Annotated in this window: 30 protein-coding genes; all 30 read right to left on the reverse strand. The window is 32.1% G+C overall.

The window, feature by feature from the left end:
* Window positions 1-245: 245 nt before the first annotated feature.
* The 30 genes from C661_RS0111000 to C661_RS0111145 all read right to left on the reverse strand — a co-directional run bounded on the left by C661_RS0111000 (window position 246) and on the right by C661_RS0111145 (window position 24,668).
* The gene (locus C661_RS0111000) at window positions 246-1,652 is read right to left on the reverse strand and encodes a glycosyltransferase family 2 protein (RefSeq protein ID WP_017415369.1); all 1,407 of its coding nucleotides are present in this window, start codon (window positions 1,650-1,652) and stop codon (window positions 246-248) included.
* Window positions 1,649-2,749, reverse strand: coding sequence for a HEAT repeat domain-containing protein (locus tag C661_RS0111005; protein ID WP_017415370.1), 1,101 nt, complete (start codon window positions 2,747-2,749; stop codon window positions 1,649-1,651). The genes C661_RS0111000 and C661_RS0111005 overlap by 4 nt, the downstream gene beginning before the upstream one ends.
* Window position 2,750: 1 nt before the next feature.
* Complete coding sequence (locus C661_RS0111010) at window positions 2,751-4,889, reverse strand: hypothetical protein (protein ID WP_017415371.1); 2,139 nt, start codon at window positions 4,887-4,889, stop codon at window positions 2,751-2,753.
* Between the two features lie 16 nt (window positions 4,890-4,905).
* Window positions 4,906-6,381 (reverse strand): CotH kinase family protein, encoded by a 1,476-nt coding sequence (locus C661_RS0111015; protein WP_017415372.1) that lies wholly within the window; start codon window positions 6,379-6,381, stop codon window positions 4,906-4,908.
* A gap of 5 nt (window positions 6,382-6,386) precedes the next feature.
* Window positions 6,387-7,064 carry a DUF4956 domain-containing protein gene (locus C661_RS0111020; protein ID WP_017415373.1) on the reverse strand — a complete coding sequence of 226 codons (678 nt, stop codon included), beginning with the start codon at window positions 7,062-7,064 and terminating at the stop codon, window positions 6,387-6,389.
* A gap of 21 nt (window positions 7,065-7,085) precedes the next feature.
* Window positions 7,086-7,781 (reverse strand): polyphosphate polymerase domain-containing protein, encoded by a 696-nt coding sequence (locus C661_RS0111025; protein ID WP_017415374.1) that lies wholly within the window; start codon window positions 7,779-7,781, stop codon window positions 7,086-7,088.
* A complete protein-coding gene (locus tag C661_RS0111030) occupies window positions 7,774-8,646 on the reverse strand; it encodes a hypothetical protein (protein ID WP_017415375.1) in 873 nt (290 codons plus the stop codon). The genes C661_RS0111025 and C661_RS0111030 overlap by 8 nt, the downstream gene beginning before the upstream one ends.
* Before the next feature lie 634 nt (window positions 8,647-9,280).
* Window positions 9,281-9,841: a GNAT family N-acetyltransferase gene (locus C661_RS0111035; protein ID WP_017415376.1), complete on the reverse strand. Its 561-nt coding sequence runs from the start codon at window positions 9,839-9,841 to the stop codon at window positions 9,281-9,283.
* A 104-nt stretch (window positions 9,842-9,945) separates the two neighbouring features.
* Window positions 9,946-10,563 carry a class I SAM-dependent methyltransferase gene (locus C661_RS22775; protein ID WP_017415377.1) on the reverse strand — a complete coding sequence of 206 codons (618 nt, stop codon included), beginning with the start codon at window positions 10,561-10,563 and terminating at the stop codon, window positions 9,946-9,948.
* 56 nt (window positions 10,564-10,619) lie between these two features.
* Window positions 10,620-11,282, reverse strand: coding sequence for a Type 1 glutamine amidotransferase-like domain-containing protein (locus C661_RS0111045; protein ID WP_017415378.1), 663 nt, complete (start codon window positions 11,280-11,282; stop codon window positions 10,620-10,622).
* Between the two features lie 28 nt (window positions 11,283-11,310).
* Window positions 11,311-11,670: a nuclear transport factor 2 family protein gene (locus tag C661_RS0111050; RefSeq protein ID WP_017415379.1), complete on the reverse strand. Its 360-nt coding sequence runs from the start codon at window positions 11,668-11,670 to the stop codon at window positions 11,311-11,313.
* Between the two features lie 62 nt (window positions 11,671-11,732).
* Window positions 11,733-12,488, reverse strand: a complete 756-nt coding sequence (locus C661_RS0111055) for a Nif3-like dinuclear metal center hexameric protein (RefSeq protein ID WP_017415380.1) — start codon at window positions 12,486-12,488, stop codon at window positions 11,733-11,735.
* Window positions 12,489-12,510: 22 nt separating this feature from the next.
* Entirely contained in the window at window positions 12,511-13,020 is a 510-nt protein-coding gene (locus C661_RS0111060) for a GNAT family N-acetyltransferase (protein ID WP_017415381.1), read from the reverse strand.
* 178 nt (window positions 13,021-13,198) lie between these two features.
* A complete protein-coding gene (locus tag C661_RS0111065) occupies window positions 13,199-14,041 on the reverse strand; it encodes an MBL fold metallo-hydrolase (RefSeq protein WP_017415382.1) in 843 nt (280 codons plus the stop codon).
* Window positions 14,042-14,075: 34 nt separating this feature from the next.
* Window positions 14,076-14,723 (reverse strand): carboxylesterase family protein, encoded by a 648-nt coding sequence (locus C661_RS0111070; protein ID WP_017415383.1) that lies wholly within the window; start codon window positions 14,721-14,723, stop codon window positions 14,076-14,078.
* A gap of 77 nt (window positions 14,724-14,800) precedes the next feature.
* Entirely contained in the window at window positions 14,801-15,319 is a 519-nt protein-coding gene (locus tag C661_RS0111075) for a GNAT family N-acetyltransferase (RefSeq protein ID WP_017415384.1), read from the reverse strand.
* 77 nt (window positions 15,320-15,396) lie between these two features.
* On the reverse strand, window positions 15,397-15,876 hold the full coding sequence (locus C661_RS0111080; RefSeq protein WP_026051026.1) for a GNAT family N-acetyltransferase: 480 nt from the start codon (window positions 15,874-15,876) through the stop codon (window positions 15,397-15,399).
* A 50-nt stretch (window positions 15,877-15,926) separates the two neighbouring features.
* Window positions 15,927-16,418, reverse strand: a complete 492-nt coding sequence (locus C661_RS0111085) for a GNAT family N-acetyltransferase (RefSeq protein WP_017415386.1) — start codon at window positions 16,416-16,418, stop codon at window positions 15,927-15,929.
* Window positions 16,419-16,521: 103 nt separating this feature from the next.
* The gene (locus C661_RS0111090) at window positions 16,522-16,965 is read right to left on the reverse strand and encodes a GNAT family N-acetyltransferase (RefSeq protein WP_017415387.1); all 444 of its coding nucleotides are present in this window, start codon (window positions 16,963-16,965) and stop codon (window positions 16,522-16,524) included.
* A gap of 32 nt (window positions 16,966-16,997) precedes the next feature.
* On the reverse strand, window positions 16,998-17,504 hold the full coding sequence (locus C661_RS0111095) for a 2'-5' RNA ligase family protein (protein WP_017415388.1): 507 nt from the start codon (window positions 17,502-17,504) through the stop codon (window positions 16,998-17,000).
* A gap of 59 nt (window positions 17,505-17,563) precedes the next feature.
* Complete coding sequence (locus tag C661_RS0111100; protein WP_017415389.1) at window positions 17,564-18,070, reverse strand: GNAT family N-acetyltransferase; 507 nt, start codon at window positions 18,068-18,070, stop codon at window positions 17,564-17,566.
* 58 nt (window positions 18,071-18,128) lie between these two features.
* Window positions 18,129-18,644 carry a GNAT family N-acetyltransferase gene (locus C661_RS0111105; RefSeq protein ID WP_017415390.1) on the reverse strand — a complete coding sequence of 172 codons (516 nt, stop codon included), beginning with the start codon at window positions 18,642-18,644 and terminating at the stop codon, window positions 18,129-18,131.
* 248 nt (window positions 18,645-18,892) lie between these two features.
* Entirely contained in the window at window positions 18,893-19,285 is a 393-nt protein-coding gene (locus tag C661_RS0111110; protein WP_017415391.1) for a VOC family protein, read from the reverse strand.
* A gap of 224 nt (window positions 19,286-19,509) precedes the next feature.
* Window positions 19,510-20,130: a methyltransferase domain-containing protein gene (locus C661_RS0111115; RefSeq protein WP_083861663.1), complete on the reverse strand. Its 621-nt coding sequence runs from the start codon at window positions 20,128-20,130 to the stop codon at window positions 19,510-19,512.
* Between the two features lie 83 nt (window positions 20,131-20,213).
* Entirely contained in the window at window positions 20,214-20,855 is a 642-nt protein-coding gene (locus C661_RS0111120; RefSeq protein ID WP_017415393.1) for a Type 1 glutamine amidotransferase-like domain-containing protein, read from the reverse strand.
* Between the two features lie 41 nt (window positions 20,856-20,896).
* The gene (locus C661_RS0111125; protein WP_017415394.1) at window positions 20,897-21,586 is read right to left on the reverse strand and encodes a 5'-methylthioadenosine/adenosylhomocysteine nucleosidase; all 690 of its coding nucleotides are present in this window, start codon (window positions 21,584-21,586) and stop codon (window positions 20,897-20,899) included.
* 16 nt (window positions 21,587-21,602) lie between these two features.
* Complete coding sequence (locus C661_RS0111130; RefSeq protein ID WP_017415395.1) at window positions 21,603-22,064, reverse strand: GNAT family N-acetyltransferase; 462 nt, start codon at window positions 22,062-22,064, stop codon at window positions 21,603-21,605.
* 37 nt (window positions 22,065-22,101) lie between these two features.
* Window positions 22,102-22,899: an ABC transporter permease gene (locus C661_RS0111135; protein WP_017415396.1), complete on the reverse strand. Its 798-nt coding sequence runs from the start codon at window positions 22,897-22,899 to the stop codon at window positions 22,102-22,104.
* Window positions 22,883-23,680 carry an ABC transporter permease gene (locus C661_RS0111140; RefSeq protein ID WP_050551828.1) on the reverse strand — a complete coding sequence of 266 codons (798 nt, stop codon included), beginning with the start codon at window positions 23,678-23,680 and terminating at the stop codon, window positions 22,883-22,885. The genes C661_RS0111135 and C661_RS0111140 overlap by 17 nt, the downstream gene beginning before the upstream one ends.
* On the reverse strand, window positions 23,664-24,668 hold the full coding sequence (locus C661_RS0111145; RefSeq protein WP_017415398.1) for an ABC transporter ATP-binding protein: 1,005 nt from the start codon (window positions 24,666-24,668) through the stop codon (window positions 23,664-23,666). Before C661_RS0111145 ends, C661_RS0111140 begins: the two co-directional genes overlap by 17 nt.
* Window positions 24,669-24,791: the final 123 nt, after the last annotated feature.

A 24,791-nucleotide genomic window follows, 5' to 3' on the forward strand; every position in this document is an offset into this window, starting at 1 on the left:
AAATGTGAAATTTCAGAAACCTTTATATATGTATTCCACTAAATATATTGATTTCCTCCAAGCGCATGAGAAAAACTCAATGAATAATATTAAATAAAAATTTACCCCTAACCTTTACAAAGATTAGGGGTGCACTTAATTATTCTAAGTTTATAAAAATTCATATCAAAAACTTATGGATGATATCTTTTTGAATATCGCTTCTGCATTTTCTTTTTTAAGCTATCAAGGACCTAAAAGAGCAATTATCTTTTATAATCATGCTTAACTCGTTTAATAGTTCCCCATTCCTTCTTTTTTTTCTTGTATCCAATAAATGAAGTTACTCGAACAAAAGAAATAACATATCGGAAAAATAAACTCTCTAATAAACAAATAAATACTGCCTTCAAGGCATCTGAAGGTGTTATTTTTAAATTCTGGGTATATATTCTTTGAAAAAATGCTGTTATTGTTAAAATTCCTCCATATAATGAATAAAGTAAAAAGAACTTTATCATAAAAGGAATATTAAGTATTCCAAAATTCCATGCAATAACTGTGGCAACTATGCCAAATACTTCTATGGCAGGGGCTAAAAGTTCAAATAGTAAGTAATACATATAGGATACAAAACTTACTAACCCAAATCTTAAGTTAGCAAAAACTCTATAATACTTCGTCATACTTTGAAATAGCCCCAGATACCAACGTCGACGCTGCTTCATCAAATCTTTTAGTGAACCAGGCGTTTGGCTCCAGCATATAGCATTCGGTTCATAACGAAGAGAGTATTTAATATTGTTATTGCGGCAAAATACATGAAGCTTCACGGCTAGTTCCATATCTTCTCCTAAAGTGTTGCTATCGTATCCACCTGCTGCCACAACAATATCTTTTTTAAATAATCCAAAGGCACCTGAAATGATTAAATTTCCATTAAATTGGTCCATAAGAATTCTTGATGCTAAAAAGGATCTATCATATTCAACAACCTGCATACAAGTGATGAGATTTAGAGGAAGATGATAACCTTTAACTTCACCACCTACCATTTCTACGCACTGTGCTACACGAATAAGTCCTCCTACAGCCACAATAGAATCATCTTCTAACACCGGTTGTACAATCTTTTCTAGTGAGTCTCTTTGTAAAAGAGAATCTGCATCAATACCAAGAAAATATGGAAAACGTGAAGCATTTATACCCATATTTAATGCATCGCCTTTTCCTCCATTTAACTTACTAATCAAAGTAAGCTTTATGTTCCCTACCATAGCTTCATAAACGGCCTTATGAGGCTTACATTCCAAACGTCTATGGATAGGTCTACTCACTGGCTTTAGCTGAAATGCTTCAATTAACTTCTTTGCAGTATTATCCTTTGAACCATCATCTACCACAATTATTTCATAAAGCCTATAGTTTAATTCTAATAAAGATTTTACACTATCCACAATGGTAACTTCCTCGTTATATGCAGCTACAAGTATGGAAACAGGCACATAATAATTATGCTTTAGCTCATTACGAAACTTAATCATCCTATCTCTTTGATAAAGCTGCAATGCCCCAATAGTTACAGATAAGAAAAGGTATGAAGCATAGGTTAGCAGATAAATTAAATAGAACCATCCTACCCCTTCCATAAATTTATCGACAAAACTAATCATTGCTCCTCTTCCACCTTTCGTTGCTCTATCATATAACTAAGAATCTCCTTGGCATAACGATCTTTGCCTTCTAGAACATCTTGCAACTTTTCAATATCAACCTTTAGATTTACTAAAGAAAGAGCTGCATTATATCTAAGATACCAATTTCTATGATGCAAGGCTTTCTTTAAGGTATCAATAGTTTCCTTACTAGGATATTTATCTAAAATAGCTGCTGCTACAATCTTTATATTTTCATCTACTTCTTTTTCATCATTCAAGTAGGCTATTAACAAAGGCTCAACAGGCTTGTAAACATATCTACGGTAGTACCTCATGATTGCTAGCTTAATTTCAATACTTATATCTTCCGATTGGAGAACTGAAAAGAATCTTGTTTTAAAATTACTTGAATAAGCTGTAATAAACTGTATCACTGATACCATAATATTATCATCCCATTTTTTAAAATAACTCCATAATCGCTCTGCAAGATCATACTTATCGCCAGCAAAAGTTAGTAATCCATCAGAAAGTAGCTTCCTATGGTGGAACCATTGCCTATCATTCATAATTTGCAAACTGTTCTCTATGGCTTGGGAATTTCCTAAAGCATACAAAGCATTCAAAACATTTTCACGACAGTACACTGTGGAATTATCCATATAGGATATAAGTATCTCCATAAGAGGGCTATAATCCCTGTCCTTTTGAGGAGGATTTTTGAAAATGAAGTATGCAAAGAAAGCTCGACTCATACTTTCTTTCCTTGCATATTTATAAGCTAATTCTTGGATAACCAAATAGTTTTCTTGTATATATTTCTCCAGCTTAAGTCCTGTATCTCTCAAACTATCTAGTGCACGAACATAAAAAATCAATTCATTAACATTATTTAACCGTTTATTTAATAGCTTTTTATGGTTTTCTTCTATAGCTCTTCCTAAATTTAAATTATGAAGCTGTGTCCTGATCTCCTTTTTCCATCCATTGACCTTCTTATTATATTTCTTTTTTTCCCTTTTAGAGTAGGCTATGTAGATAATATTATAAATCAAAAGCACACAGCAAACAAAAAGGTAACTGTAGATAACCTTATCTATACTAAAATTCATATTATGTCCCCCAGCTTTCCTTTAAAATAAAGTAGGACCTTTTTAGCTGCTGGTAATAGATTACCTTGCTTCTCCATGGCTTTAGCTGCATCTCAGTCATAGATATTGGAGTTTCTTCTAATAGTTCACTAACACCAATATACATACTTGAAATTTTCAAACCTTCAACACCAAAATTCTCGTAATAATCATCATGAACTTCCATGTCAGCAGGGTTATAGAAGTTTAATAGTTGCCAAGGAATTCTAATCTCTACAAAACCTGTTCCATAGCAGAAATCTGCCAAAGAGTTATAATTACTACTGTTGGGATTTCCATTTCCATAAACCAATCTTCCTGTTTCATAGGTATCAAAGAATCTTTGAGTCATAATTTCCTCATCAGTCATACCTTTTGACACTAATGCTTTATTCTTACAAATCATAGAAATAGGCACAAATTCACTGGAGTCTTTTGCTGGAACGGTTACAAAAGGATCTTCTCCTTTAATCTGAGTTAAATAATTTTCTCTTAAAGACTCATATCTTGACTGTACTAACAAGCGACTATCCTTAGTTCCATTAATACAAAGGAGGAAATCTGCTTCCCTTTCAAAGTTAAGCTTAGGATTTTCACTTCTTTTGCTACCACTTTTAGGTGTAGTATCAATAGGAATATAAAGTGAAGTCTGTTCACTAATATTCTTTTTCTCAACTAAAATATAAAGAAAACTCTCATCATATCTAGCAGATAAAGTAACCTCTTCTCTACTTAATATCTTATCCTTATCCTCCCACTCAGAAGAATCCCCATCTATATAGGTGGTTTCTTCCGGTGTACCAGTATGAAAAGACATCAATCCATATCCTTGTCCATCAGTCTGAAGGTCATGCCAGCGATATGACTCTTTTACATTTACTGCATAGGAAGTATTCCAGGTACGTCTTTCCCATACATCCTGCCATGTACTAACTACTGCTCCACTACAACCTGAATTTACAATATCACTGTAAGTTGAAACCAAAGCTTTTCCCTGTTCCTCTTCTGTAATAGGTCCACTTATATCATCAGTTCCTCTAGCGGAAGAAAATCCATAACTTGCAATAACTACAGGCATAGAGTGATAGGTAGCTAGAAGCTGAGTATAGCCCTCATAATAAAATTCCTTATTTAAAGTTGAAAGTATACCTGAGAGTTTAGCTTTCTGCTCTTCAGAAAAGTATTCTTGAAAACCTGGGCAGAATTCATATAATCTATAAGAAGCAAAAAAACCACTAATAACTTCATCAGTTGAAAGGATATTTTCTGCATCTAAATAATTATATTTTCCAAGCTGCTTTCCATAAAACTCCTCATAAACAAAAGGATCGTTTTGAGGGTCATTAATAAAGGATATTAGCCTTTGTGTCTTATACTTTTTACTCTCATAAGAAAGCATATCATCCATAATTTTTGCCAACATTGCCTCAAATACTGTGGCATCTTCATCTGTACGGAAATACTTTCCCTGATAAAAATTATCTTGAGTTTCATTGTGATTTGTATAAGCCATGGTGCCTGGATTCCAGTAACTCCCAATGATATATCCTAGCACCCAAGGTGATATGTTCTTTCGATAGTTTCCGCTTCCCTTCATCTTATTTATAGAAATGCTTTTTCTCCCGTGAATTATATCCACCACATCTTTAGAATCTGCCCTCAAGGTTTCATAAAAATCATTACTATAGGCATCTTTACCAGAATTATTAGCATAATCTGATACCTGAATTCCTTGTAGCAAATAAAGTGGAACTTCTCTTTGGCTATTATATTCATAAAAAGCATTATAAAAAGTATCGTTATAAATTGTATTTATACGAATAGTATTAGCTCCCATTTCTTGTATCTGTGTAAACCACTTTATCCAAGTATTCTTATCAACAGCGTAATCCGTAGCATGGTAGCTGGGTATATTACTTTCCAAATCCACCCCTTTAACCAAAAATTCTTTGTCTTCCCCATTTTCATTTTTAATGTAAATCTTTTTGTTTTCAGTTCTCCACTGGGTTGTTACTGGCCTATCTGGATGGAAATCAATATAAAAACCACCGTAATACACCGCATAGCGTAGCCCCAGCACAGAAAGCACAAGCATGACAGCGGTAATTATAAATTTTCTCATTTGGCCCTCTCCTTCATTATTTCACTAAATCATTTATATTCTTAGATTCATGAGAGTATTGATAAAGAGTATTTATATGCTCATCAAGCCAATTCCCTCTGGCTACAAGAAAGTCCTTTAGCTGTTTTACTGACTGCTCATAGCTAGTATAATTTCTCTCTACTGGTGTTAAATAATTCATATGATTATAATTAGATAAATCAAATACATATCCCCAAACCTTATAGTTTCTATCAACAGAACTCCCTAACCACTGATTAGTTTCATCAATATAACTAAGAAGGTAAGCTTCACTGAGAGTTTCCTTGCGTAATTCCTTGTATCTTTTAATAACTGCAGTAACAAACTTTTCATCCTTAATTAAAGCATTAAACAAGGGTGAATTTATCATGGTAAATCCAGCTTCATTCCAGGCATTTTCCATGTAATTGTCCCCTCCATTGTTAAAGTCCCACACACAAGGTTTTAGTTTTCCCCTTACATCCTTATAGTAAAAGGTAGAATAGTGCCCAGCATCCACGTTTCGGAAAAATTCATTGATTACAAAATACTCAGCAAAACTATTTAAGTCTATATACTGGGTATATCCCTTTTTTTCATCAGTTAAATCATAAGAGTACAGTACCTTTTCAATCTTGCTTATATCTTTCCTTATATATTCTTTACGCTCCTCTGTAATTTGGGTTAATCCTGGATATCTAACATCTAGTGCAGAAATGCCACTACGATAGGTGTAATGAGCATAATTATCTAGTTCCTCATTACCTTTTCCTTCTCTATCCCAAAGTACAATATAGCTAGTAATAGTGCTATTTTTATCAGGTTTTTTAATATTGATTCGTCCTTCACCTCTACTTACACTTTCCATGAGTAGATAAAGGCCCTGATACTTTCCATCTAGAAACACCTCACAGTATCTAACATTTGGAGCATAATCCATAATTTCTCCTGAAATATTCAAAGCAACATAATTACGCATAAGGGTTCTATCAAGAAATGGCCCATTTAGCACCCATTCATCATGTGGTTCCATTCCTGCAATCCCTTTCTTATTCTCCGTACCATCCTCCAAAACAAGGTGAATAGAATAAGATTTCTTATCAAAAAATCTAGATGAATTTCCCCGGTAACTTATTTCTGCTAAAGAAGATAATGTAGGTTTATCAGTAATATTATTAGCACCCTTTTGCTGGTCTATAACAGAAAAAGATGCTGTAATCCTTGGTAATTCATCTGCTGCAGTCTCATATCCCACAGTTTCACCATTTTCTACAATTGGTGTGCCAGGGACCTTTTGTCCACCAGTATTTATATTAACAATTGGAAGGTGTGTTTTAAATTCTTCACTTTTTTCATCATTAGTTGCTTGCCATTGCTTTTCACGATGCTGATGAACTCTAATGGATTTACTTTCACCATTTAATTGGTATAACCCAACGCAAATTCCTATAATAAATACCATAGTAATCGTATATATCAATTTGCTCTTCATTGTTTTTACCCACTTATTTCATCATTTTGTGTAATTATATTTACATACTCCACACTGCCAAGAGCATATAATTTCTGAGTTATTCCTTCACTTTTTTTATAAGAAAGATTATAAGTGCTACGCGACATTTCAAATATAAATTCTACTGCTTGCTCAGTTGTATTCTTAACTCTTAACAAAGGCTTTTTGTTAAAATACTCAAAAACTATTCCTTCAATATCAGTTTCTTTACTTCTACTTGCACGAACAATTAGTAGAATTCTATTTTCATTTTTTACTCTTCCCATTAAAAGTAATACCACAAAAACTACAACGGTACCTATTCCAGCAACTAGATAATCTCCAACCCCACAACATATACCAACGATGATAGCCCAAAAGATATAGGTGGCATCTCTAGAATCCTTAACTGCTGTTCTAAAACGAACAATAGATAATGCACCCACCATACCAAGGGAAAGGGCAACGTTATTTCCTATAACCGTCATAACTGTTGCAGTTAAAATAGTTAATGTCATTAGAGAAACATTGAACTTTCGACTATATGCAGTACCTACGTGGGTAAACCAGTAGGAAATATAAATAGCAATTGAAATTAAAGCTGATGAGATAATATGTAATAAAATTGACTGAGTACTTAAGGTACCACTTTGTTCCAAAACATTCAGTAATAATTCTTTCATAAAAACTTATCCCTTCCCATATTAAAATAGGTAATGCTTACTGACGGATCTTCCTAGAGAATATTTGCTTACAGAAACTTCACTAGTATCACATTCATTAAGCATATCCTTGATATACGCAAACAAAAATCCATTAAATTTTACTTCTAGTACCCCTAGATAAGGGTCTAAAATACTATTTTCCACAAGAGTATCAGAAAAAATATCAAAGGAACTTTCTGTGCCAATAATATGATGATCAAAGGTTACTCTTATATCATTAGCATTTGCAACAAAAGCTTTTCTTTTATAGGTTACAACTGTCTTAGGTCTATAACAAAGCATATTCATTAATGAAAAGCATTCCGCAGCAAAAGGTTCTTTATACTTTAAAAGCACAGAATAATTTCCTTGAATCATCCTTTGGGCATCTTCCTTATTTAATCGTAAAGAACGTTTTTTTTGCAGTGGCCCTTGCTTCTGCTTCATTTCTAATAAGGCAAAATTTGCTTTAGGATCATATATTCTTAATCTAATCTTTCGTCGAAGCTCCACGCCCTCTTCCTTTTCATGATAATCCTTATCATCCAAGGTATCAAAATATAAGGATCTTATCATATACCCATCATCCTGACTATGACTGTCCACTTGAAGGATTTTGCTTAAATTATGGCTATATTGATAAAATTGAGCAAGAGAGATTAAAAACTTCTTTTCTTGCCTTAAAACTTCATTCATTTCCTATAATCTCCTTTAATGCTGCATAATCATGAAAAGCTATAGAAATCTTCCTTCCATTAAAGGATTTCTTCAACTCAGCAAAATTTTTCTCCACTGAATTTAACCCTTCCTCATGGTATGTGTTTTTATCTATCAAGCCATGTTTACCTGGAGCTTGCATTTCATATATATTGATAAGCTCTTTGCCATACTTGTTAGTCAATGCCTCTTCATTTTCAATATGTTTTTGCTCTTTCCCCTGATAATAATTCATAACTGCTAAGCTATCACAACTAGCTTTTATTAACTCTTCAACTTGCTGTGAAAATCCAAAATCATCATAAAAATAAGGAATGCAAGCAATTACTTCTAGTCCGTTTTCATGTGCCTTTTCATAGGTTTTCTTCATATTTGCTACAAGTCCATCCATAATTTTTTCCCGTGATTGCTTATCCCATTCATCTAATAGGTAAGGCTCCACATCAAATAACACACCCTTTATTCCTGCACTTTTCTCTAGTGATTTATTAATATTAATTACTTTTTCTACTTCACTAAGCATAGTTTCTCCACTTTCTTCTAATGCCCATTGTGGAGCCCCTGTAAGGAGATATACACTAATTTTTTTATCAGTAGCTTCCCTCACAAAATTCAAAATATCCTTCTCCTGTAAATCTTCCGAAAAACTTTGATAAATTGTGTTAAGCTTCAAATCTTTCATTGTTTCATAAAGCTGAGCACGGCCCTCTAATACTTCAGAATCCTTCCACGAAAATAACCCTCTTGTTTCCTGTGCAGTTTTATTTAAACTGCATCCACTAAAAAAACATCCTACTGTAAAGAAAATTGCTATAAATAATATTTTATTTATTTTAAGCTTCATTAAACTTATCCTACCTTTATGATACTTTTTAATACATTGTTTATGGTAATTATAAGGAATTAGATTTGAAACTTAACTTATACACCAGTCCTCCCCTGCTTCTCTTAAGGGTTTATGAATCTGAATAAGTTAAAATCCTATCGTTGAACCCTATATAAAAATATATCTTAATCCTTCTCATTGAATTTCATAATACTACATAGTACTACATAATACGACTAATTAATACAAATTTCTATTGTAGATTATACTCCATATTTTTATAATACTCAATTACCTTTTCCTTATTTTCAATTTTTTATGAAATATGTATTATGCTTACAACCTTTATGATAGCCAGTACCCTAGTAAATATATTTAACATATCTACTAATTTACTTTTACAAAAAAATTATGCTGAAATTTACAGGTTTTTATACACAAAACCCAACTTGTACAGTACTCCTATGTTTACCTTAAAGCCTTTCGGGGTGTATATAATATATCTTCATCATGAAACCCTATAATTTATAAATACTCTAACCAATAGATAAGCCATGGATATATAGAGAAATACTTCTTCTACTATCCATGGCTTATAAATATTAAATTAATAAATATTGGTTTTTGGCTAAACCCTTATTATCTTACTTCATTAATCTGCACATTCTTCTTTTAATATAGAATAATATTTGCAATTCACTAAAGAACCATCTTTAATCTTGTGTATTTGTCTTAAAGTGCCTTCATATTTTAACCCACACTTTTCAATAACCCTGCCAGAAGCTGTATTATCCACATGATGACGCCCTGTTATTCGATTAAACCCTACTTCTTTAAAGGCAAATTTAATTAGAGCTGAAAAAGCTTCAGTGATTAACCCTTTATTCCAATAGGCTCTACCGATGCAATAACCTATTTCACAGCTTTCAATATTATTATCTACATTCATAAGTGCAATAGAACCAACTACACTTTTATTTTCCTTTACTTCAATTGCCCAGTTATAATTTTCTTCACTACTATATTTATCAATCCACATTTCAAGAAGCCTTCTACTTACTTCAACATCACTGTGAGTTGGCCAAGATAAGTATTTTGTAATCTCGTCGTCTGATGCCCAATTATTATACATATCCTTAGCATCATCTTCTTTAAACCTTCTTAGTATAAGTCTTTCAGTTTCTATGGTTTTAGTTCCTATATGATGTAACATTGTGCCCCCCACCTAAAATTCATTCTATGTTCTTCAATATGAATTTTTTATATTTACCATATTCTTATTTGTTTTTCATGTATTTATAAAAATTCCTAGTAACATTAAGTTGTGCTAGATTTGCATTTTTTAAAAATATAATATTTCCATGGTGAATCTTTATCTAAGAGAATCTCTTTTACAAAATTAAACTTTTCATTGGAATACTGCTTCAATTCATCTAAGGTGTGGAAGTAAAAATCTCTATCGTATTCCTCACCCTCAATTGTTGTATAGCTTGATTTTTCGCTTTTCCCTGTGCCATCTTTAACCGCTATAAATAAAAATCCATTATCATTTATAACCTTATAAACTTCCTCGAATGCCTTTGAGAGCTTATGATTTGGAAGGTGTATTAAACCAGCTATTATAATGGAACCATGAAATTTACCAAGATAAGAATAATCATTTAACATATCTTCAACAACAAACTTAATATGAGGATTTAACTCTTTTGCAATTTTAATACTTTCTTCACTAAAATCAAGTCCAGTAACTTCAGCACCAAGGTTTTCTAATCTCATGCTCTCATATCCCGCTCCACAGCATAAATCTAAAACCCTTGGGTTTTGTGGCAAGTAATTAATAAATTCCATTAGATATGGAATCATGGATTCATCGTCATACCATTTACTAGCCCACTCTGAAGCAGTTTTATTATAAAAATCTTTTGTACCCTTCATAGAGAATCCCCCCAATGTTATGTTAGTGTTTTTACCTTAAAGTATACCTTTTAACTTTATCCTTTATAAAGTTTTGCATTTCCTAGCAACACTACCTCATCACCCTTTACAATTATGGCACTCTGAGGCTCTGTAGTGTACACTCTTTTTCCTTTTTCACTCATGTACTTTTCAATACTCTCATTTTGTGATTCTGTATTTTTATAATGAACTTCCACAGCAAAATCCTTAACATAACTCAGACCTTTTTCATAAACAAACTCTGGATAATCATCATCTGGTGAAATGTAGTAATCCTCACACTGCATCATAGTACCAGCACTCCACCCCATCTTAATTCCAGGATGATTTTCAAGGGTTTCAATTAAATTAAATTCTTCCAACCTTCTCATTGTTTTCTCTGGAAAGCCACCAGTAAAAAAGATTATATGGCTTTCATTAATTTTTTCCTTTGCACCATGGCTATCATCCGTAAAATAATTAATCAATGTTATATTGTCATCACTAATACCATAGGCATGGAAAGGAGTAGTCATCCTTAAGCATTCTTCTCCATTAATTTTACTGTAAAGTGATTCCCACTGTTCTGCATCCTTTATCCAATCTTCATGAAAAGCAAAAGGTATTATGCAAACTTTATGGTCAGGTTTAATTATATTTTTAAAAGTTTCATAAGCCCAAGGCTGATGAAAATCTAACTTATCTAATAAAATATTCATTGTATTGCCCCCTTAATCTAATCTTAAATTATTCTCTAACCTTGGTTCCTTGATGGAAAAACAATTGCCATGTTCCATCAATAAGCTTCCATATAGAACTTCTCCTTGAAGTTACCCCAGTACTTTTATTAAAGGTTTCAAAATTAATTAAAACTACATCTTGTGCTAAACTCCTTACTATAAAGTTCTTTGGAACTATCTCTACTTCCTTGTTATCAGGTACACTATCTAAGGTTTCCTGCTTATTACAAACATACCCTGAAGTACAATACTCAATAAATTCATCTGCTAATAATTTATCTAGTTCTTCTACGGATTTTCTTACCTTAGGATCTAAAAGTCTTTTTTCAAGGTATATAATCTTCTCTGAGAGAGTTTGAACCCCCATAAATAACCCCCCTTTTTTAGAAAAAGCCACTAATAAATAGTGACCTTAAATTTTTCTATTTCTTACTCAATATGCTCTTCTTTTATTCTGATTACCTCTACCTGTGGATACCTTTCTTTAAGCAGTTTTCCTAGAGTTTCAAGTCCAAGGATTTCAGTAAAAGTATGACTTCCTACAATTAAATTTATTTTTGCATATCTTGCATACTCCACAGTATATAATAATTTTTCTCCTGTAAAATAAACATCGCAGCCTTCATCTACACAGGTCTTAATATCTATAGCTGAAAACCCCGCTCCTGTAACAACTCCAATTTTCTTAATCAACTTATCACTGTTTTTCCAACTTCCTACAGGTTCTTCTAGTAACTCTTCTATTTGTTTTACTAATTCCTCAAAGGTAATAGGCTTGTCTAATATTCCAATTCTCCCGCAATACATGCCCTCATCATTAGAAAACTTATCAGTAACTTTAAAGCCAAGTTTATTTAATATAGAAACATTATTACCAAACTCAGCATCATCTAGTGGTAAATGAATATAAAAATGAGTAATTGCGTTATCTCTTAAAATCTTTAGGCAATCTTCCTTCATTCCCTCCATCCATGTCCAAGCATCATGGTGAGTTATAAGTAGATTTATGCCATTTTTAACTGCTTCTTCTGCTGTTTCAATGGTTAAATTAGTACAATAACCTACTTTAGTAATAGGTTCGCTTCCTATGTTGGTAAAGCCATACTCATCTTTACCCTCTACAATATCTAACTTTTCTTTTGTAAAAGTATCTATTATAAACTTTTCAAATTCCTTAACTAACATACTCTCATCCCCCATTCTACTTTTAAAGCTCTACCCAATATCTTTGAGTTATTTTATCACCTTCTATAACCTCATTCTCTAGCACTCCACCATTTTTCATTATGGTGCCTGCTGAACCTAAATTATCCTTATCGCAGGTAATTAAAGCCTTATTAATTCCTAGTTCTTTTGCCTTAGATAGCGCAAGTGACAACATCAATGATGCATAACCCTTTTTTCTTTCGCTAGGTCTTATGCCATAACCAATATGTCCTCCATAATTAAGTAAATAGTCATTTAAATAGTGTCTAATATTTATAGCGCCTAAAATTCTCTTATTATCTTCAACCAAGAATAAAGTATGAGCTGGAACAAAACCATCAGGACAGGTTTCTTCAAATTTATAGGTGTTTTCTAACCAAGTTTTATAATCCATATCAAGTAATCTTGCAGCATAAGGTACAATATTTTCCTTAGCTTCATCCCACTCTGTTATAAAATCGTAATGCATCTCTTCCATTTCTAAAGTAGGTCTTAATAATTCTATCTTCATATAATTCATCCCCTTTATAAATACTTTTCATCTCTAAGGCTCTTCTCTTGTTAATGCCTTTTTCAAGTTAATTAACTTTTATTTCCTTATGAATACGTAAAATAAACATTTTTTCTAAACCTTTACTTCTGATATCTTAAATATGAAAATCCTATGCCTCTGATTTTCATAAGGATTATTAAATCTCAATCTTCATTCCATCATAAGCAAATTTTATATTCTCATACTGTTTTTCCAGCTTCAAATAGTCATCATAGGATTTGCCCCAATCCTCTCCTAGATGAGTCATAATAACTTCTTTAATGCTATACTTGTGCTTTAGTTCTTCTATTTCCTCCATTGTAAATAATTCTTCTCTAAGCAAATTATCCTTTTTAAGTATAAACCCACCCTTAAGCGTTTCTCCAATAACTGTGTCTCCAATTATCATCACATCTGCATTCTCAAAAATGCTATGTTCTGGGAAAGGCGTCACATCACAAGGGGCATAAATAACCTTATTTCCATTTTGTTCAAAGACAAACACTGTAGCCGAGGTTGCTTTAATAAAAGCAATTTTTATATCCTTTATAGTAATGCTTTCTTCTACTACCTGCCTTTTTATTAAGTTTCTAGCCTTTTCATAGTAATCTAAGAAAGAGCCATACTTAAAACCAATGGTGTTTATATCCTCCATTACATGGTTCATAGCTAGCACCTTTATTGGATTTGTGCATTCTCTTCCCTCTGAAATCTCTAGCCAATCAATGCGAAGCTGTTCAAAAATTCTCATTCCTAGAGTGTGGTCGGGGTCTATATGGCTAAATAGTACTGTATCTATTTGCTTCACATTGCTATAATTAATAGCATGAACAATATCCTCTGGTGTATCCACCATCAGGTTTAAATCTTCTAGGTATAAGCTGCAACCAAACCTAGAATAAGGTTTTCCTTTTTCCCTTGCTTCTTTGCATATATCGCATTGACAAAGTGGTTTAGGTAGTGCAACACAGCCACCGCTTCCTAGTATTATAAACTTCATCTTTCTATCCTCCAAACTGTAATAAAAATCAGATCTATATCTTTCTTTTCTGTTTCAAAAGCCATTGGTAAAGCTCAGGTTCTTCATATGCTAATGTGCACACTTCATGTCCTGCACCTTTATAAATTTTAAATATAATATTAGGATTATAAATTCTTAAGCAATCAACTATTCGTTTAGATTCCTCAAATTCAACTACAGTGTCATTATCTCCATGTGCAACCCAAATAGGTAATTGATTTAAACTCATAGCCTTTTTAGGTGATATTGCACCTCCGCTTATGGGAACTATTGCAGCAAATCTTTCTTGGTTAAGTATGGCGAAATTCCATGTTCCATATGCCCCTAAGCTATATCCTGTTAGATACTCTCTTTCCTTATGTATACTATAATTATTTTCTATTTCATCTAGTAATTCCTTTAACATATTAAACTGCATTTCCCATACTTCACCTGATGGGCACTGGGGACATACCACAATGAATGGAAAGTTATTATCTTCCCTTAATATCTTATTTATACCCCATTTTTTAACATCATCTATGTTATTGCCACGCTCCCCTGAACCATGCAAAGAAAGAATCAAAGGCCATTTACTATTAGTTGTATAGTTTTCAGGTAGATAAACAATATAATTTAATGTAAGCTTAATAGTTTTTTCAAACTTATAACTTTTAATCATTACTTAATTCACCCCTTGGAATGCTTCCTTTAACATTACTACTAGACTCTATATAATTTATAGTAAAAAAATAGTTCCTATAACTCTATCCAATACCTTAGAACCTCTTTACCAGTTTCTTTTGAAACTATGGTATTTTCAAGTTTACCGCCATTGGACTCAATAATTCTCTTTGATCCTATATTATCAAAATCACATGTTACCAATACTTTTTCAAATCCTAGTTCTTTAGCTTTTTCTAATACTAACTTTAATATAACCTTCCCATATCCTTTTCTTCTGTATCTAGGTGATATATCATACCCAATATGTCCACCTTCTTCAAAATTTCTTTTACCAAGTTCATGTCTTAACCTAACAGTACCTAGAATATCGCTATTACTGTTTATAAGCCACCATTCAGTTGAAAGTACATATCCTTGTGACAAACCAATGCCATTAGATAAATCTTTAAGGTCCTGAATATAATTTTCAAAATTAAAATCAGTATTTAAATAATCACTGCTAAAGATATTTTCATTGTTATCATTATAATCACTAACCATGTTAGTGAATTTTTCTTTTAACCAAATATCTGGTTTAACTAAACTACACACACTCATCACCTCATTATATAAAGAAAATTTTCTGTCATAATAAATTACTTAACCTCTTAACTTACCTTTGTTCACTACTACAAATTCAGCTCCATTCTTCTATTTCGTGTTGTCATACCTAATGCTTCATAAAACTTAATAGCAGCACAGTTAAATTCCCATACAACTAACTGTAAAGATGAAGCGCCTTCTGCCTTTGCATAATTTACAACATGTTCAAACAACAATCTTCCAATTCCTTGTTTATGACAGCTTGACTTAACACAAAAGTCATCTATAAATGCAATTTTTGCTGGAATTAGTATTTGAATATTTTTAGAAGTTATTATCTTCACAATACTGTATGCTACCAACTCTTTATTACTGACATCTTCAACTACAAAGAGTTTTGTATCATTTGGAGTTATTAACTCATCAAATTGCCCTTTTATCATTGGTGTATCAACATCTACATACACATCTGGTCTATTATTCACATGTAGCTTATGAACTTCTGAAACAAGCTCGTTTATGCTTTTGAAATCACTTACCACCGCTTGTCTTATTTTAGCTTTCATTTTTTTTACCATTCACACCCTATCAATAAGCTCACTCAAAGGTTAAAAATTCATTTAACCTTTGAATATAATAGATTATCAAAATACATACCGTTAAACTCCATAACTTTTCTTAATAAGCCTTCTTTTTCAAAGCCACATTTTATAGCAACCTTTTCACTTGCTTTATTTCTTGGATCTATACGAATTTCGAGCCTAATTAAGCCAAGCTCCTCAAAGGCTATTTTTTCTAGCTCTTTTACTGCTTTAGAAGCAATTCCTTTGTTAAAAAGCTTTCTATCTATAAAATAACCTATCTCCCCAATATGAGGACTTTCTTGAAATATTCTTATATTACATCCTCCAACAACCTCATTGTTATATATAATTGAGTAATTATATTCTAAGTTATTTTTTCTCTTATGCTCCCGCCTTTTAATCCATTCTCTCTCCAAATCAATGCTTTCAGTAATGGTAGCATGATAGTATTCAAATTTACCTTCTGTTAAGATTCTAAAATATGATTCTGCATCTTCAATTATTGGATATCGTAATTCAATCATAAACCTCTCTCCCCATATGTTAAGTTTAATTTAATCTCGATTGTTTAAAATTCACACCTATTGAAAATATCCTAAAGTAACTACTTAAATTCTCATAGTTATATTAATACCTATAACTATAGATTATTTCATCCTTAACTTCTGGCTCCTCAGCTCCTATGCTCCTGTATAGTGCACAGGCTGCTTCGTTACCTATATTTGTTGGAATCCATATTTTCATTGCTTCATGTAGCTTTCCATCTTCAATAATTTTTTCAATTATTCTTTTAGCAATTCCCATTTTTCTATAACACTTCAAGGTTCCAATTTCATATAAACAAATCATGTTTTTTGTAGTATCAAGTCGTCTTTGAATATAAGCTATAGCATAAGCTACTGGCTTACCCTCTACTGTTGCAACATAAAACCAATTATCACCACTACTTAAAAACTTTTCTATGGCGGCTTCACTAAAAGAACATAAATCTTCTTCACCTTTTACATTGCTAATGGCATCTTTAACATAACTCATTTCATCTATTCCGCATCTAAAAATCTTTTCAATCATCTTTATTCCCCAAAAGCCATAAATAATTATTCTTAAAAATCATCAGCTAGCTTTTCTTCTACAATAAATCTAGTTGGCCAAAATTCATATAAACTAATGCTTTCAATATATCCTGAGAAAGAAGAAAAGTTTTCTGCTACTATTGGTATTGCCTTTTGTATAACCTCTGGTTTATCAATAATTATGGTAGCGTGAGGTGCCCAGTTTAAATCATTTGCATAACTACTATTAAAGTTTTCTTGTAAATTCAATAGCTCATGGGAAACTGATGGCGCAGCAAATAGCACTTCCATTCCAAATAAACCAATATGGTTAAAAGATACCTGTATCTTTGATGTATTACTGTCAACTTTCTTTAATAGTTCCTTTAATTCATTTTCTTTTTCTAACTCAAAAGTTCCTAGAGTGATATGATAAGGTAGGTTAGGAGTTTGATTCCCTACAAAACCTGCTTCCAAAAGCCTCTTATATATCCTTCCTAATTTTTCTTCAGTTTCTTTATCAAACTGTGCCATTACACATAAGAACTTGTCTCTCATTGACTTATCCCTCTTTTCTATATATCTATTAAGTTGGCATTAGTTGTTTAACAAGAAATTTATATAATAGACTTTTCATATCTGTATTCAATTAATTTTTTACCTATGGTTATTTCCTTAATCGCTCCATCATGTTTAAAACCAACTTTTTCGTAAAATTTTCTTGCATTTATATTTTCTTCAAGAACCCATAAAATAACTTTACTATAATCCCTTTTCTTTAATTCATTTATTCCCCAGTTAATTAATTCAGAACCAATCCCCATATTCCAATATTCTGGCAGTAAGTATATACCCCATATTTCCCCACAAGTATCAGTTTTATCTGCATCTCTGCATTTGCCTATACATATAAGTCCAACTGCATCATTATCCTTAAATATAATCGCATCTTCTTCCCACTTCTCTGTTAATGCCTTTTCAAAGTATGCTTGTCTCTTTTCAACGGTAATGTTTTTTAATATTTCATCTGGTACTATACCTTTATATGCTACCTTCCATGACTTTGAATGAATTTCTCCCAATGTTTTAGCATCACCTATATTAGCGTAGCGAATTCTAAACATAATATCCTCCCCTACTAAACTCAACACTATCTATTTTGATTTTTTATAAATTCCGAATCTATTCATCATATGATATGATATAACGTAATTCCTTTAAATCTTTACCCATATCGGTTATTCGAAAAGTATTATCATATTTGAAACCTATTTTCTCATAGAAATTTCTGGCTCTTATATTTTTTTCCAATACCCAAAGTTCTATATTAGTTAATCCTTCTTTCAGTATTTCGTTGATTCCCCATTCTATTAATTCTTTAGAAATGCCGCTTCCCCAAAACTTTGGAAGCAAATAAACTCTCAAAATCTCTATACATAATTTTTCACTATTATCATCTCTAGGTTTTCCAAAAGATATTAGCCCTGCTGGTTCACTTTCATCAAAAGCAATAATAGTCTTAGGAGAACCCTCTGATAATTCACTAATAAATCTTTCTGTTCTTCTTTCAACAGAAAAAACGTCACTTAAAATATGGTCAGGAATAATATCTTTAAATCCAGCTTGTGATGACTCAGAAAGAATTTTGCCCAAAACAGCTGAATCATCTAAGTTTGCATATCGAATTAATGTGCTCATGAAAATCCCCTCCCTCTGAATGTAATATTACCTACTAGATGGTAATCTACGGCTATCCAAAGAACTTGCTATCTCACCATCTTTATACTTAAAATAAACCCCCTAAATGTCCATGTTATCATCCATAATTTTAATAAATGAATTCTAAATGCAAATTCATAAAAAAAATGATGCAAACTGCTGATGTTGATTTTCGCTTCTGATATTTCTCTCAATCTTTGCCTAAAGTATTAACTTAGTTGTCAACACTATCTTTGACAAAAACAGAACGGATGCCCAGCAGGGTCAATCATAACTGTCCAATCATCTGAAAACTGAACAGGAGTTACAGCAGCCCCACAGTTGATAGCGTGTTGGATAGCTTTTTTTGTGTCTGATACGGCAAAGTCCAAATGAATACTTTTCTGTTGCTCATTAGGATTATCCGGCCAAACAGGAGGTTTATAGTCAGCTTCTTCTTGGAATATCAAGAAAGGAGTTATTCCTGTTTTGCTTACAGATATCCATTCTGGATCATCGTTATGCTTTTGCCACCCCAATAGCTTTGCATAGAAGTCAGCTAATGCGTTTGCATTTTGACAGTCAATTACTACCGAGAATATCCTAATGCTTAACTCTTTATCACTTTTTATTTCACTCATAATTTATCTTTAGTGAGAGAGTGTATAATAAGTACCAAACCTCACTAAAACTCACCTCTTTTCTATATCTAGTGTACATTCCTAGACACAGATTGATTTTATTTTCATTATACATAGACTACATATAATCTATGTGGTCTATGATTTATTGCTTGTGTATAACCTATTAATAACTATGTGTGTAATTCGTCATATGAGAATATTAACTGGTAACTTTATCCTATTTATATCTTTCTTGCTAATATTCCTGCTGTATGATGATAATGAGGTTCACCATGTCCATCGTCTATAATATTTTCTTCAAAGTATTTAATTATCTCCCAATGTTTAAACATCATTCTTAATTCATTGTCCTTAAAACCAGTTACCCATGTACCTATCTTATCTGAATAATAGGTATCCTCATTTTTTATTTCTGCAAGTTCATATTGGCGGCTAAATGCATTATCGTGAATTGTGAATACCGTAACATACATATATCCACCATCTTGTACGTTATTTTTTAGTCTTTGAATAACCTGGATTGATGCTGCTTTATCTAAAAAATTAAGTGCACCACCTGTAGAAAGAACTAAATCATATTTGTTATTATCATAATAGTCAAATACTGAAATAACCTCTGTCTCGATGTTCAATCCAATACTTGCAGCATTTTTGCTCAAAAGTTTTAAACCTTCTCTTGATATATCTATAGCCTTTACTCTTATTCCTTCTCTAGCAAGAAATATTGAATGTCTTCCATTACCTGCCCCCGCATCAAGACTTGTTTCGATCGGGTGTTCTCTTACTATCCTTGCAATTATTTCATCTGGTTTCTCTAAATACCCATCAGTGTCTGAATAAATTTTATTTCATACATTCATTTTAATATCACTCATAAATATCCCCTCCCTCTGAATTTAATATTTCCTACTGTTATCCACAGAACTTATATCCTCTCACCATTTTCATACTTAAAATAAACCCCATAAATGTCCATGTTATTATCCACAATTTTAATAAATGAACTATCATATAATCCATAAATAGTTCCATACTGTGATGCTTCATAAACTTCTTTCATATGGTCTTCACTTGCAGAATCTAGATGTGGTTCAACATTAATGTCCACAAGTCCAATGCCTTCATAAATAGCTAGTTCTGGAATGTTATCATTTATATCTCTTGCTAGCACTACTCTTTTAGCCATATTTATTGAACCAGCACTCATTCCAATTGTAATCCCTTCTCTCTTCTGCAGAGCAGGAATTAAATTATATTGTTTTAAGTACTCAATTTGCTTTAATGTATTTCCACCTGAAAGCCAAATCACATCAGCATTTTCTACATATTCAAGAGCTTTTTCTTTGGGAGTTCTATAATCTATGGTGTTAACTTCATTGAAAACAACCTCATTTTCTCTGAACATGGTGAGAAATACTTGCAGATATTTATCAGTTTTTAAGTGCTCAGCAAAGTCTGATGCAATAAATAACATAGATCCATTGTTATGATAATGTTCTTTTATGCAATTAATAAAATCCTCAGTAAATCCATATGGAAATCCACTTGTTAAAATCGATACTCTCATTTCTCATTCCCCCTAACGTGCTATAAAGCTTAATAATTCAATTAGCTACTTAGCTTTCTAATAAGCTCTTCCGCTACTTTAATTGAGTTTAGTGCTGCTAATTCCACATTACTTTTAAAAGATTCCGAACCATTCTCATCAGCATTATCTGACATAGATCGAATAACTATAAAGGGAATTTTATTAACATAGCAGCTATGAGCTACACTAGCACTTTCCATATCCACACATAAAGGGTTAAATCTTTCTATTAAATCTTCTCTTTCATTGTGTGTAATAAAGGCTTCTCCAGTAATTATCCTTCCAATATAGCATTTATTCTGAGGTTCTATTTCTTTGCCAACTTCTTCGCATAAGCTTAACAACCTTCCATCTGCTCTAAAATATATATCCTCCATCCAAGGATGGTATTCTGTTAAAATTCCACCTTTCACATCATGGTAAGCTATTTCATTTGAAATAACTGTATCTCCAATTTTAAGCCTTTTATTTAAGGCACCAGCAACTCCAGTTAAAATAACCCGAGTAACTCCAAAGCTATCAATTAAAATTTGTGTTGCAATAGCAGCATTTACTTTACAAACTCCACATAATACTGCTACTACTTCAACCCCTTCATAAGTTCCTGAGTAAAACTTTAACATAGCTTTTTCACAAAGCTTTTTATCTTCTATCTTATCTATAAATGGCTGTATTTCTTTTTCTGTAGGTCCAATTATTCCTATTCTCATTTTTCTCCCCCATGTATTAATTCCTATGCAATATAAATCTTTGGTGTGGATAGTTTCTATCTATAAGTAACTCATCCTCCACAAATCCAAACTTCTTATACAGTGCTCTTGGAGCTATTCCCTTCTCATCATCTTCTCGAAAAGTCATAACCAAAATATCCTCACCTTTTGGTAAGAGACAAAGCATTTCCTCAACCATTGCAGCACCTATGCCCCTTTGTCTATACTCTGGATGCACCGCCATACAGGATAAACATTTTTGGTTGTAAGAAAATATTAGAACTCCAACAACTTTTTCTTTGTGTTTAACACAAATTGCAGAATTTCTATTAATATTTTTAATTACAACCTGTTTGTAGTCATTTATTTCTTTATCTGTATCTAACCCTGGGAAGTTATGTTTTACAACTTCCACCAGTTCCATCCAAGAGCCTAAATCACTTAACTCTGCCATTTTTAGTTGAAGCTTCTTATCCATAGCCCCGCCTCCTAATCCTTCAAAGGTAATATATTTTTTAAAGTTTGTTTATAATCAAGTTTCCTGATTCGTATTTTTTAAGTCCTTTATAAAAGGCGGTATAAGCAATGATTATCCACATAACTGCTACTGCTAGCACAGAAAATAACATTGGTAAATTAAAGTTGCTTATAATTCTAGCGGGCATATATACCATGAAAGCAGCCGGTATTATGGTATATAAAACATACCTAAGTCCACCTTTAAATATGCCTTCTGGATATATGGTAAAGCTTATTAGAAATTCAGTGGTAAGTTGTGCAATACCTTCGGTGTTACCACTATAAAAACTTAAAGCATGTATGGTTACTAAAACTGAAGCAAAGATTAGTGCACCTGTAATTATAAAGAGTAAAAATAACCCAAAGGCTTTAATATTAAAGCCCTTAATAAAGAAAAATAAAATAACTCCATATAAGGTGTCTCCCCAAGCTGAAACTATAGTCTTTGAACAAAGAATGTTTATTAAAGGGTCCTTAGGCTGTAATAAATAGGTGTCTAATTCTCCATTTAAAATCATTCTAGTAATTTGATTTACATTGCCAAAAGTTATGAAGCAAAGTCCAAAACTTGCTGAAGATATTGCCCAAAGCATCATTACATCTGTAAAGCCATAGCCACCTATAGTATTTACATTGTTAAATAGTATCCACCAGAAAAATATGAAAGCAGAATTATTTAATGCCATTCCAAAGCACTGCATTAAAAAGCTTACCCTATATTCCATCACTGCAGATAAATTGAATTTAAAATAAAAACCCATGAGCTTTAAGCTCTTTTTAACCTCCATTAACATTTAAGTTCTTTGCCCCCTTTCTGTATAAAATCATAGCTAGCAAGAAAAATCCTATTAAATAAATTATTTGTATTCCAAAACCTTTGTAAAACGCACTGAAGGAAAAATCTACTGCAAGCTTTCCTGGTACATAAGTTACGTAGGCAAAGGGTAAATACTGTGATATATTCTTAAGCCAATTAGGAAAAAGCTCTATTGGCATTAACATTCCACCTAAAGTAAAAATAAGCTTTGAATAAATCCAAAAGAAAGCACTATTTTCTTCAAACCAAAAGGAGGTTAAGGCTAAGGATATATAAATAAAGAAATTTATAAAGCAACCTACCATTAAGGATAAAAATATAAAAGGTAGATGTGCAAAGTTGAACCCTTGCAAAGTTCCTACATAAATTAATCCTACTAAAATTCCTATAATTCCATTGGTCAAAAGCTTTACCCCTACTTCTCCAAGAAAATAAGAAAAACAATATAATACATAGTTATAGGGTTTGTTTAAAAGATAAGCTATATTTCCACTTTTAACATCTTCATTTACTTGAAGGTGTACCTCTGTTCTTGAAAGAGTTATTAGTTCTGTAACTACTAAATACCAAATCATTTGATTTAAGGTAAACCCTCCAACTAAAGCTCCCTTTTCACTGTAAATGGCTTTCCAAAGCATTAGATATATAAACATAATAAAGATGAAAAATATATTCTTACCTAAGAAGTTCCAAAAATATACTAGGCTGTTTGCCATGGTGATTTTTGAAATTTGACCATACTTACGAATTAATTGCATAGTTCTCACCGCCCTTTTTTTGTGTATAAATTAGTGAGATTACCTCCTCTAGGGGTGCTTCTGATATGGTGATATCATTAACCTTTCCACATTTTATAAGTGTTGTTAATACCTCATCTATATCCTGTTTTGTGGTATCAACTTGTACCTTTACTGCATTTCCTTTATGCTTTATTATATTTAAATTTGAATCCTGTAAATTTACAGTGTCACTGTACTTAATGTGGATTTCCTTTTTATTTAGATAATCATACTTAAGACTTTTTATGGTTTCATTTAGTACTACTTCTCCATGGTTTATTATGATAGCTCTTTTACATAACTGCTCAATGTCTCCAGCATCATGGGAAGTTAAGAAAATTGTAGTCTTCTCTTCCTTATTTAACTGTAAAATAAGCTCTCTAATTTTTTGTTTAACCACAACATCTAGTCCAATGGTTGGCTCATCCAAGAATATTATTTCTGGCTCATGTAAAATTGAAGCTGCAATTTCACAGCGAATTCTTTGTCCTAAAGATAGTTTTCTAACAGGTACATCCATTAAATCTCCTATTTCAAAAACTTCCTTAAGCATTTCAATTCTCTTTTTAAGCTTTTCCTTATCCATTTCATAAATATTTCCCAGTAAATTAAAACTGTCTAATGGAGGTAAGTGAAACCAAAGTTGTGATTTCTGTCCAAACACTGTACCTATTTTATAAGATAACTCTCTTCTATCTTTAGCTGGATTTAATCCTAGAACCTCAATATTTCCTGAGGATGGATATAAAATTCCAGTCATCATTTTAATTGTTGTTGATTTTCCTGCTCCATTTGGTCCAATAAAAGCTAATATTTCTCCCTTTTCTACTTGAAAGGAAATATCCTTTACAGCTTTCACTTCCTTATAGGAAGGTGCAAACATTGATTTTATGCTTCCACTTAGCCCTGGTTCTTTTGTTTTTACCTTAAAAGTTTTGCATAGATTATTTACCTTGATGATGCTCATAAAAGCGCCCCCCTTTTTTTTATTTGTATATTAATAATTAAGACTTTGTTTATACATGAAATCTTTTAATAATTAATATCTTATTGCAATAAATTGTGCACTGATTTAATTGCAACTTTCATG

The organism is Clostridium tunisiense TJ (assembly GCF_000300195.1).
Taxonomy (GTDB): domain Bacteria; phylum Bacillota; class Clostridia; order Clostridiales; family Clostridiaceae; genus Clostridium_J; species Clostridium_J tunisiense.

What these genes read in the sequence shown, in the direction of transcription:
- C661_RS0111080 (WP_026051026.1), bottom strand. Translation starts at nt 15,876, where the DNA reads ATGAAAGCTAAAATAAGACAAGCGGTGGTAAGTGATTTCAAAAGCATA.
- C661_RS0111125 (WP_017415394.1), bottom strand. Translation starts at nt 21,586, where the DNA reads ATGAGAATAGGAATAATTGGACCTACAGAAAAAGAAATACAGCCATTT.
- C661_RS0111025 (WP_017415374.1), bottom strand. Translation starts at nt 7,781, where the DNA reads ATGAATGAAGTTTTAAGGCAAGAAAAGAAGTTTTTAATCTCTCTTGCT.
- C661_RS0111005 (WP_017415370.1), bottom strand. Translation starts at nt 2,749, where the DNA reads ATGAATTTTAGTATAGATAAGGTTATCTACAGTTACCTTTTTGTTTGC.
- C661_RS0111085 (WP_017415386.1), bottom strand. Translation starts at nt 16,418, where the DNA reads ATGATTGAATTACGATATCCAATAATTGAAGATGCAGAATCATATTTT.
- C661_RS0111000 (WP_017415369.1), bottom strand. Translation starts at nt 1,652, where the DNA reads ATGATTAGTTTTGTCGATAAATTTATGGAAGGGGTAGGATGGTTCTAT.
- C661_RS0111095 (WP_017415388.1), bottom strand. Translation starts at nt 17,504, where the DNA reads ATGAGAGACAAGTTCTTATGTGTAATGGCACAGTTTGATAAAGAAACT.
- C661_RS0111140 (WP_050551828.1), bottom strand. Translation starts at nt 23,680, where the DNA reads ATGCAATTAATTCGTAAGTATGGTCAAATTTCAAAAATCACCATGGCA.
- C661_RS0111055 (WP_017415380.1), bottom strand. Translation starts at nt 12,488, where the DNA reads ATGTTAGTTAAGGAATTTGAAAAGTTTATAATAGATACTTTTACAAAA.
- C661_RS0111145 (WP_017415398.1), bottom strand. Translation starts at nt 24,668, where the DNA reads ATGAGCATCATCAAGGTAAATAATCTATGCAAAACTTTTAAGGTAAAA.
- C661_RS0111100 (WP_017415389.1), bottom strand. Translation starts at nt 18,070, where the DNA reads ATGTTTAGAATTCGCTACGCTAATATAGGTGATGCTAAAACATTGGGA.
- C661_RS0111010 (WP_017415371.1), bottom strand. Translation starts at nt 4,889, where the DNA reads ATGAGAAAATTTATAATTACCGCTGTCATGCTTGTGCTTTCTGTGCTG.
- C661_RS0111110 (WP_017415391.1), bottom strand. Translation starts at nt 19,285, where the DNA reads ATGAGTGAAATAAAAAGTGATAAAGAGTTAAGCATTAGGATATTCTCG.
- C661_RS0111015 (WP_017415372.1), bottom strand. Translation starts at nt 6,381, where the DNA reads ATGAAGAGCAAATTGATATATACGATTACTATGGTATTTATTATAGGA.
- C661_RS0111135 (WP_017415396.1), bottom strand. Translation starts at nt 22,899, where the DNA reads ATGTTAATGGAGGTTAAAAAGAGCTTAAAGCTCATGGGTTTTTATTTT.
- C661_RS0111050 (WP_017415379.1), bottom strand. Translation starts at nt 11,670, where the DNA reads ATGGGGGTTCAAACTCTCTCAGAGAAGATTATATACCTTGAAAAAAGA.
- C661_RS0111070 (WP_017415383.1), bottom strand. Translation starts at nt 14,723, where the DNA reads ATGATTAAAAGTTATAAGTTTGAAAAAACTATTAAGCTTACATTAAAT.
- C661_RS0111045 (WP_017415378.1), bottom strand. Translation starts at nt 11,282, where the DNA reads ATGAATATTTTATTAGATAAGTTAGATTTTCATCAGCCTTGGGCTTAT.
- C661_RS0111060 (WP_017415381.1), bottom strand. Translation starts at nt 13,020, where the DNA reads ATGAAGATAGAATTATTAAGACCTACTTTAGAAATGGAAGAGATGCAT.
- C661_RS0111020 (WP_017415373.1), bottom strand. Translation starts at nt 7,064, where the DNA reads ATGAAAGAATTATTACTGAATGTTTTGGAACAAAGTGGTACCTTAAGT.
- C661_RS0111090 (WP_017415387.1), bottom strand. Translation starts at nt 16,965, where the DNA reads ATGATTGAAAAGATTTTTAGATGCGGAATAGATGAAATGAGTTATGTT.
- C661_RS22775 (WP_017415377.1), bottom strand. Translation starts at nt 10,563, where the DNA reads ATGAAGGGTACAAAAGATTTTTATAATAAAACTGCTTCAGAGTGGGCT.
- C661_RS0111035 (WP_017415376.1), bottom strand. Translation starts at nt 9,841, where the DNA reads ATGTTACATCATATAGGAACTAAAACCATAGAAACTGAAAGACTTATA.
- C661_RS0111030 (WP_017415375.1), bottom strand. Translation starts at nt 8,646, where the DNA reads ATGAAGCTTAAAATAAATAAAATATTATTTATAGCAATTTTCTTTACA.
- C661_RS0111065 (WP_017415382.1), bottom strand. Translation starts at nt 14,041, where the DNA reads ATGAAGTTTATAATACTAGGAAGCGGTGGCTGTGTTGCACTACCTAAA.
- C661_RS0111105 (WP_017415390.1), bottom strand. Translation starts at nt 18,644, where the DNA reads ATGAGCACATTAATTCGATATGCAAACTTAGATGATTCAGCTGTTTTG.
- C661_RS0111120 (WP_017415393.1), bottom strand. Translation starts at nt 20,855, where the DNA reads ATGAGAGTATCGATTTTAACAAGTGGATTTCCATATGGATTTACTGAG.
- C661_RS0111130 (WP_017415395.1), bottom strand. Translation starts at nt 22,064, where the DNA reads ATGGATAAGAAGCTTCAACTAAAAATGGCAGAGTTAAGTGATTTAGGC.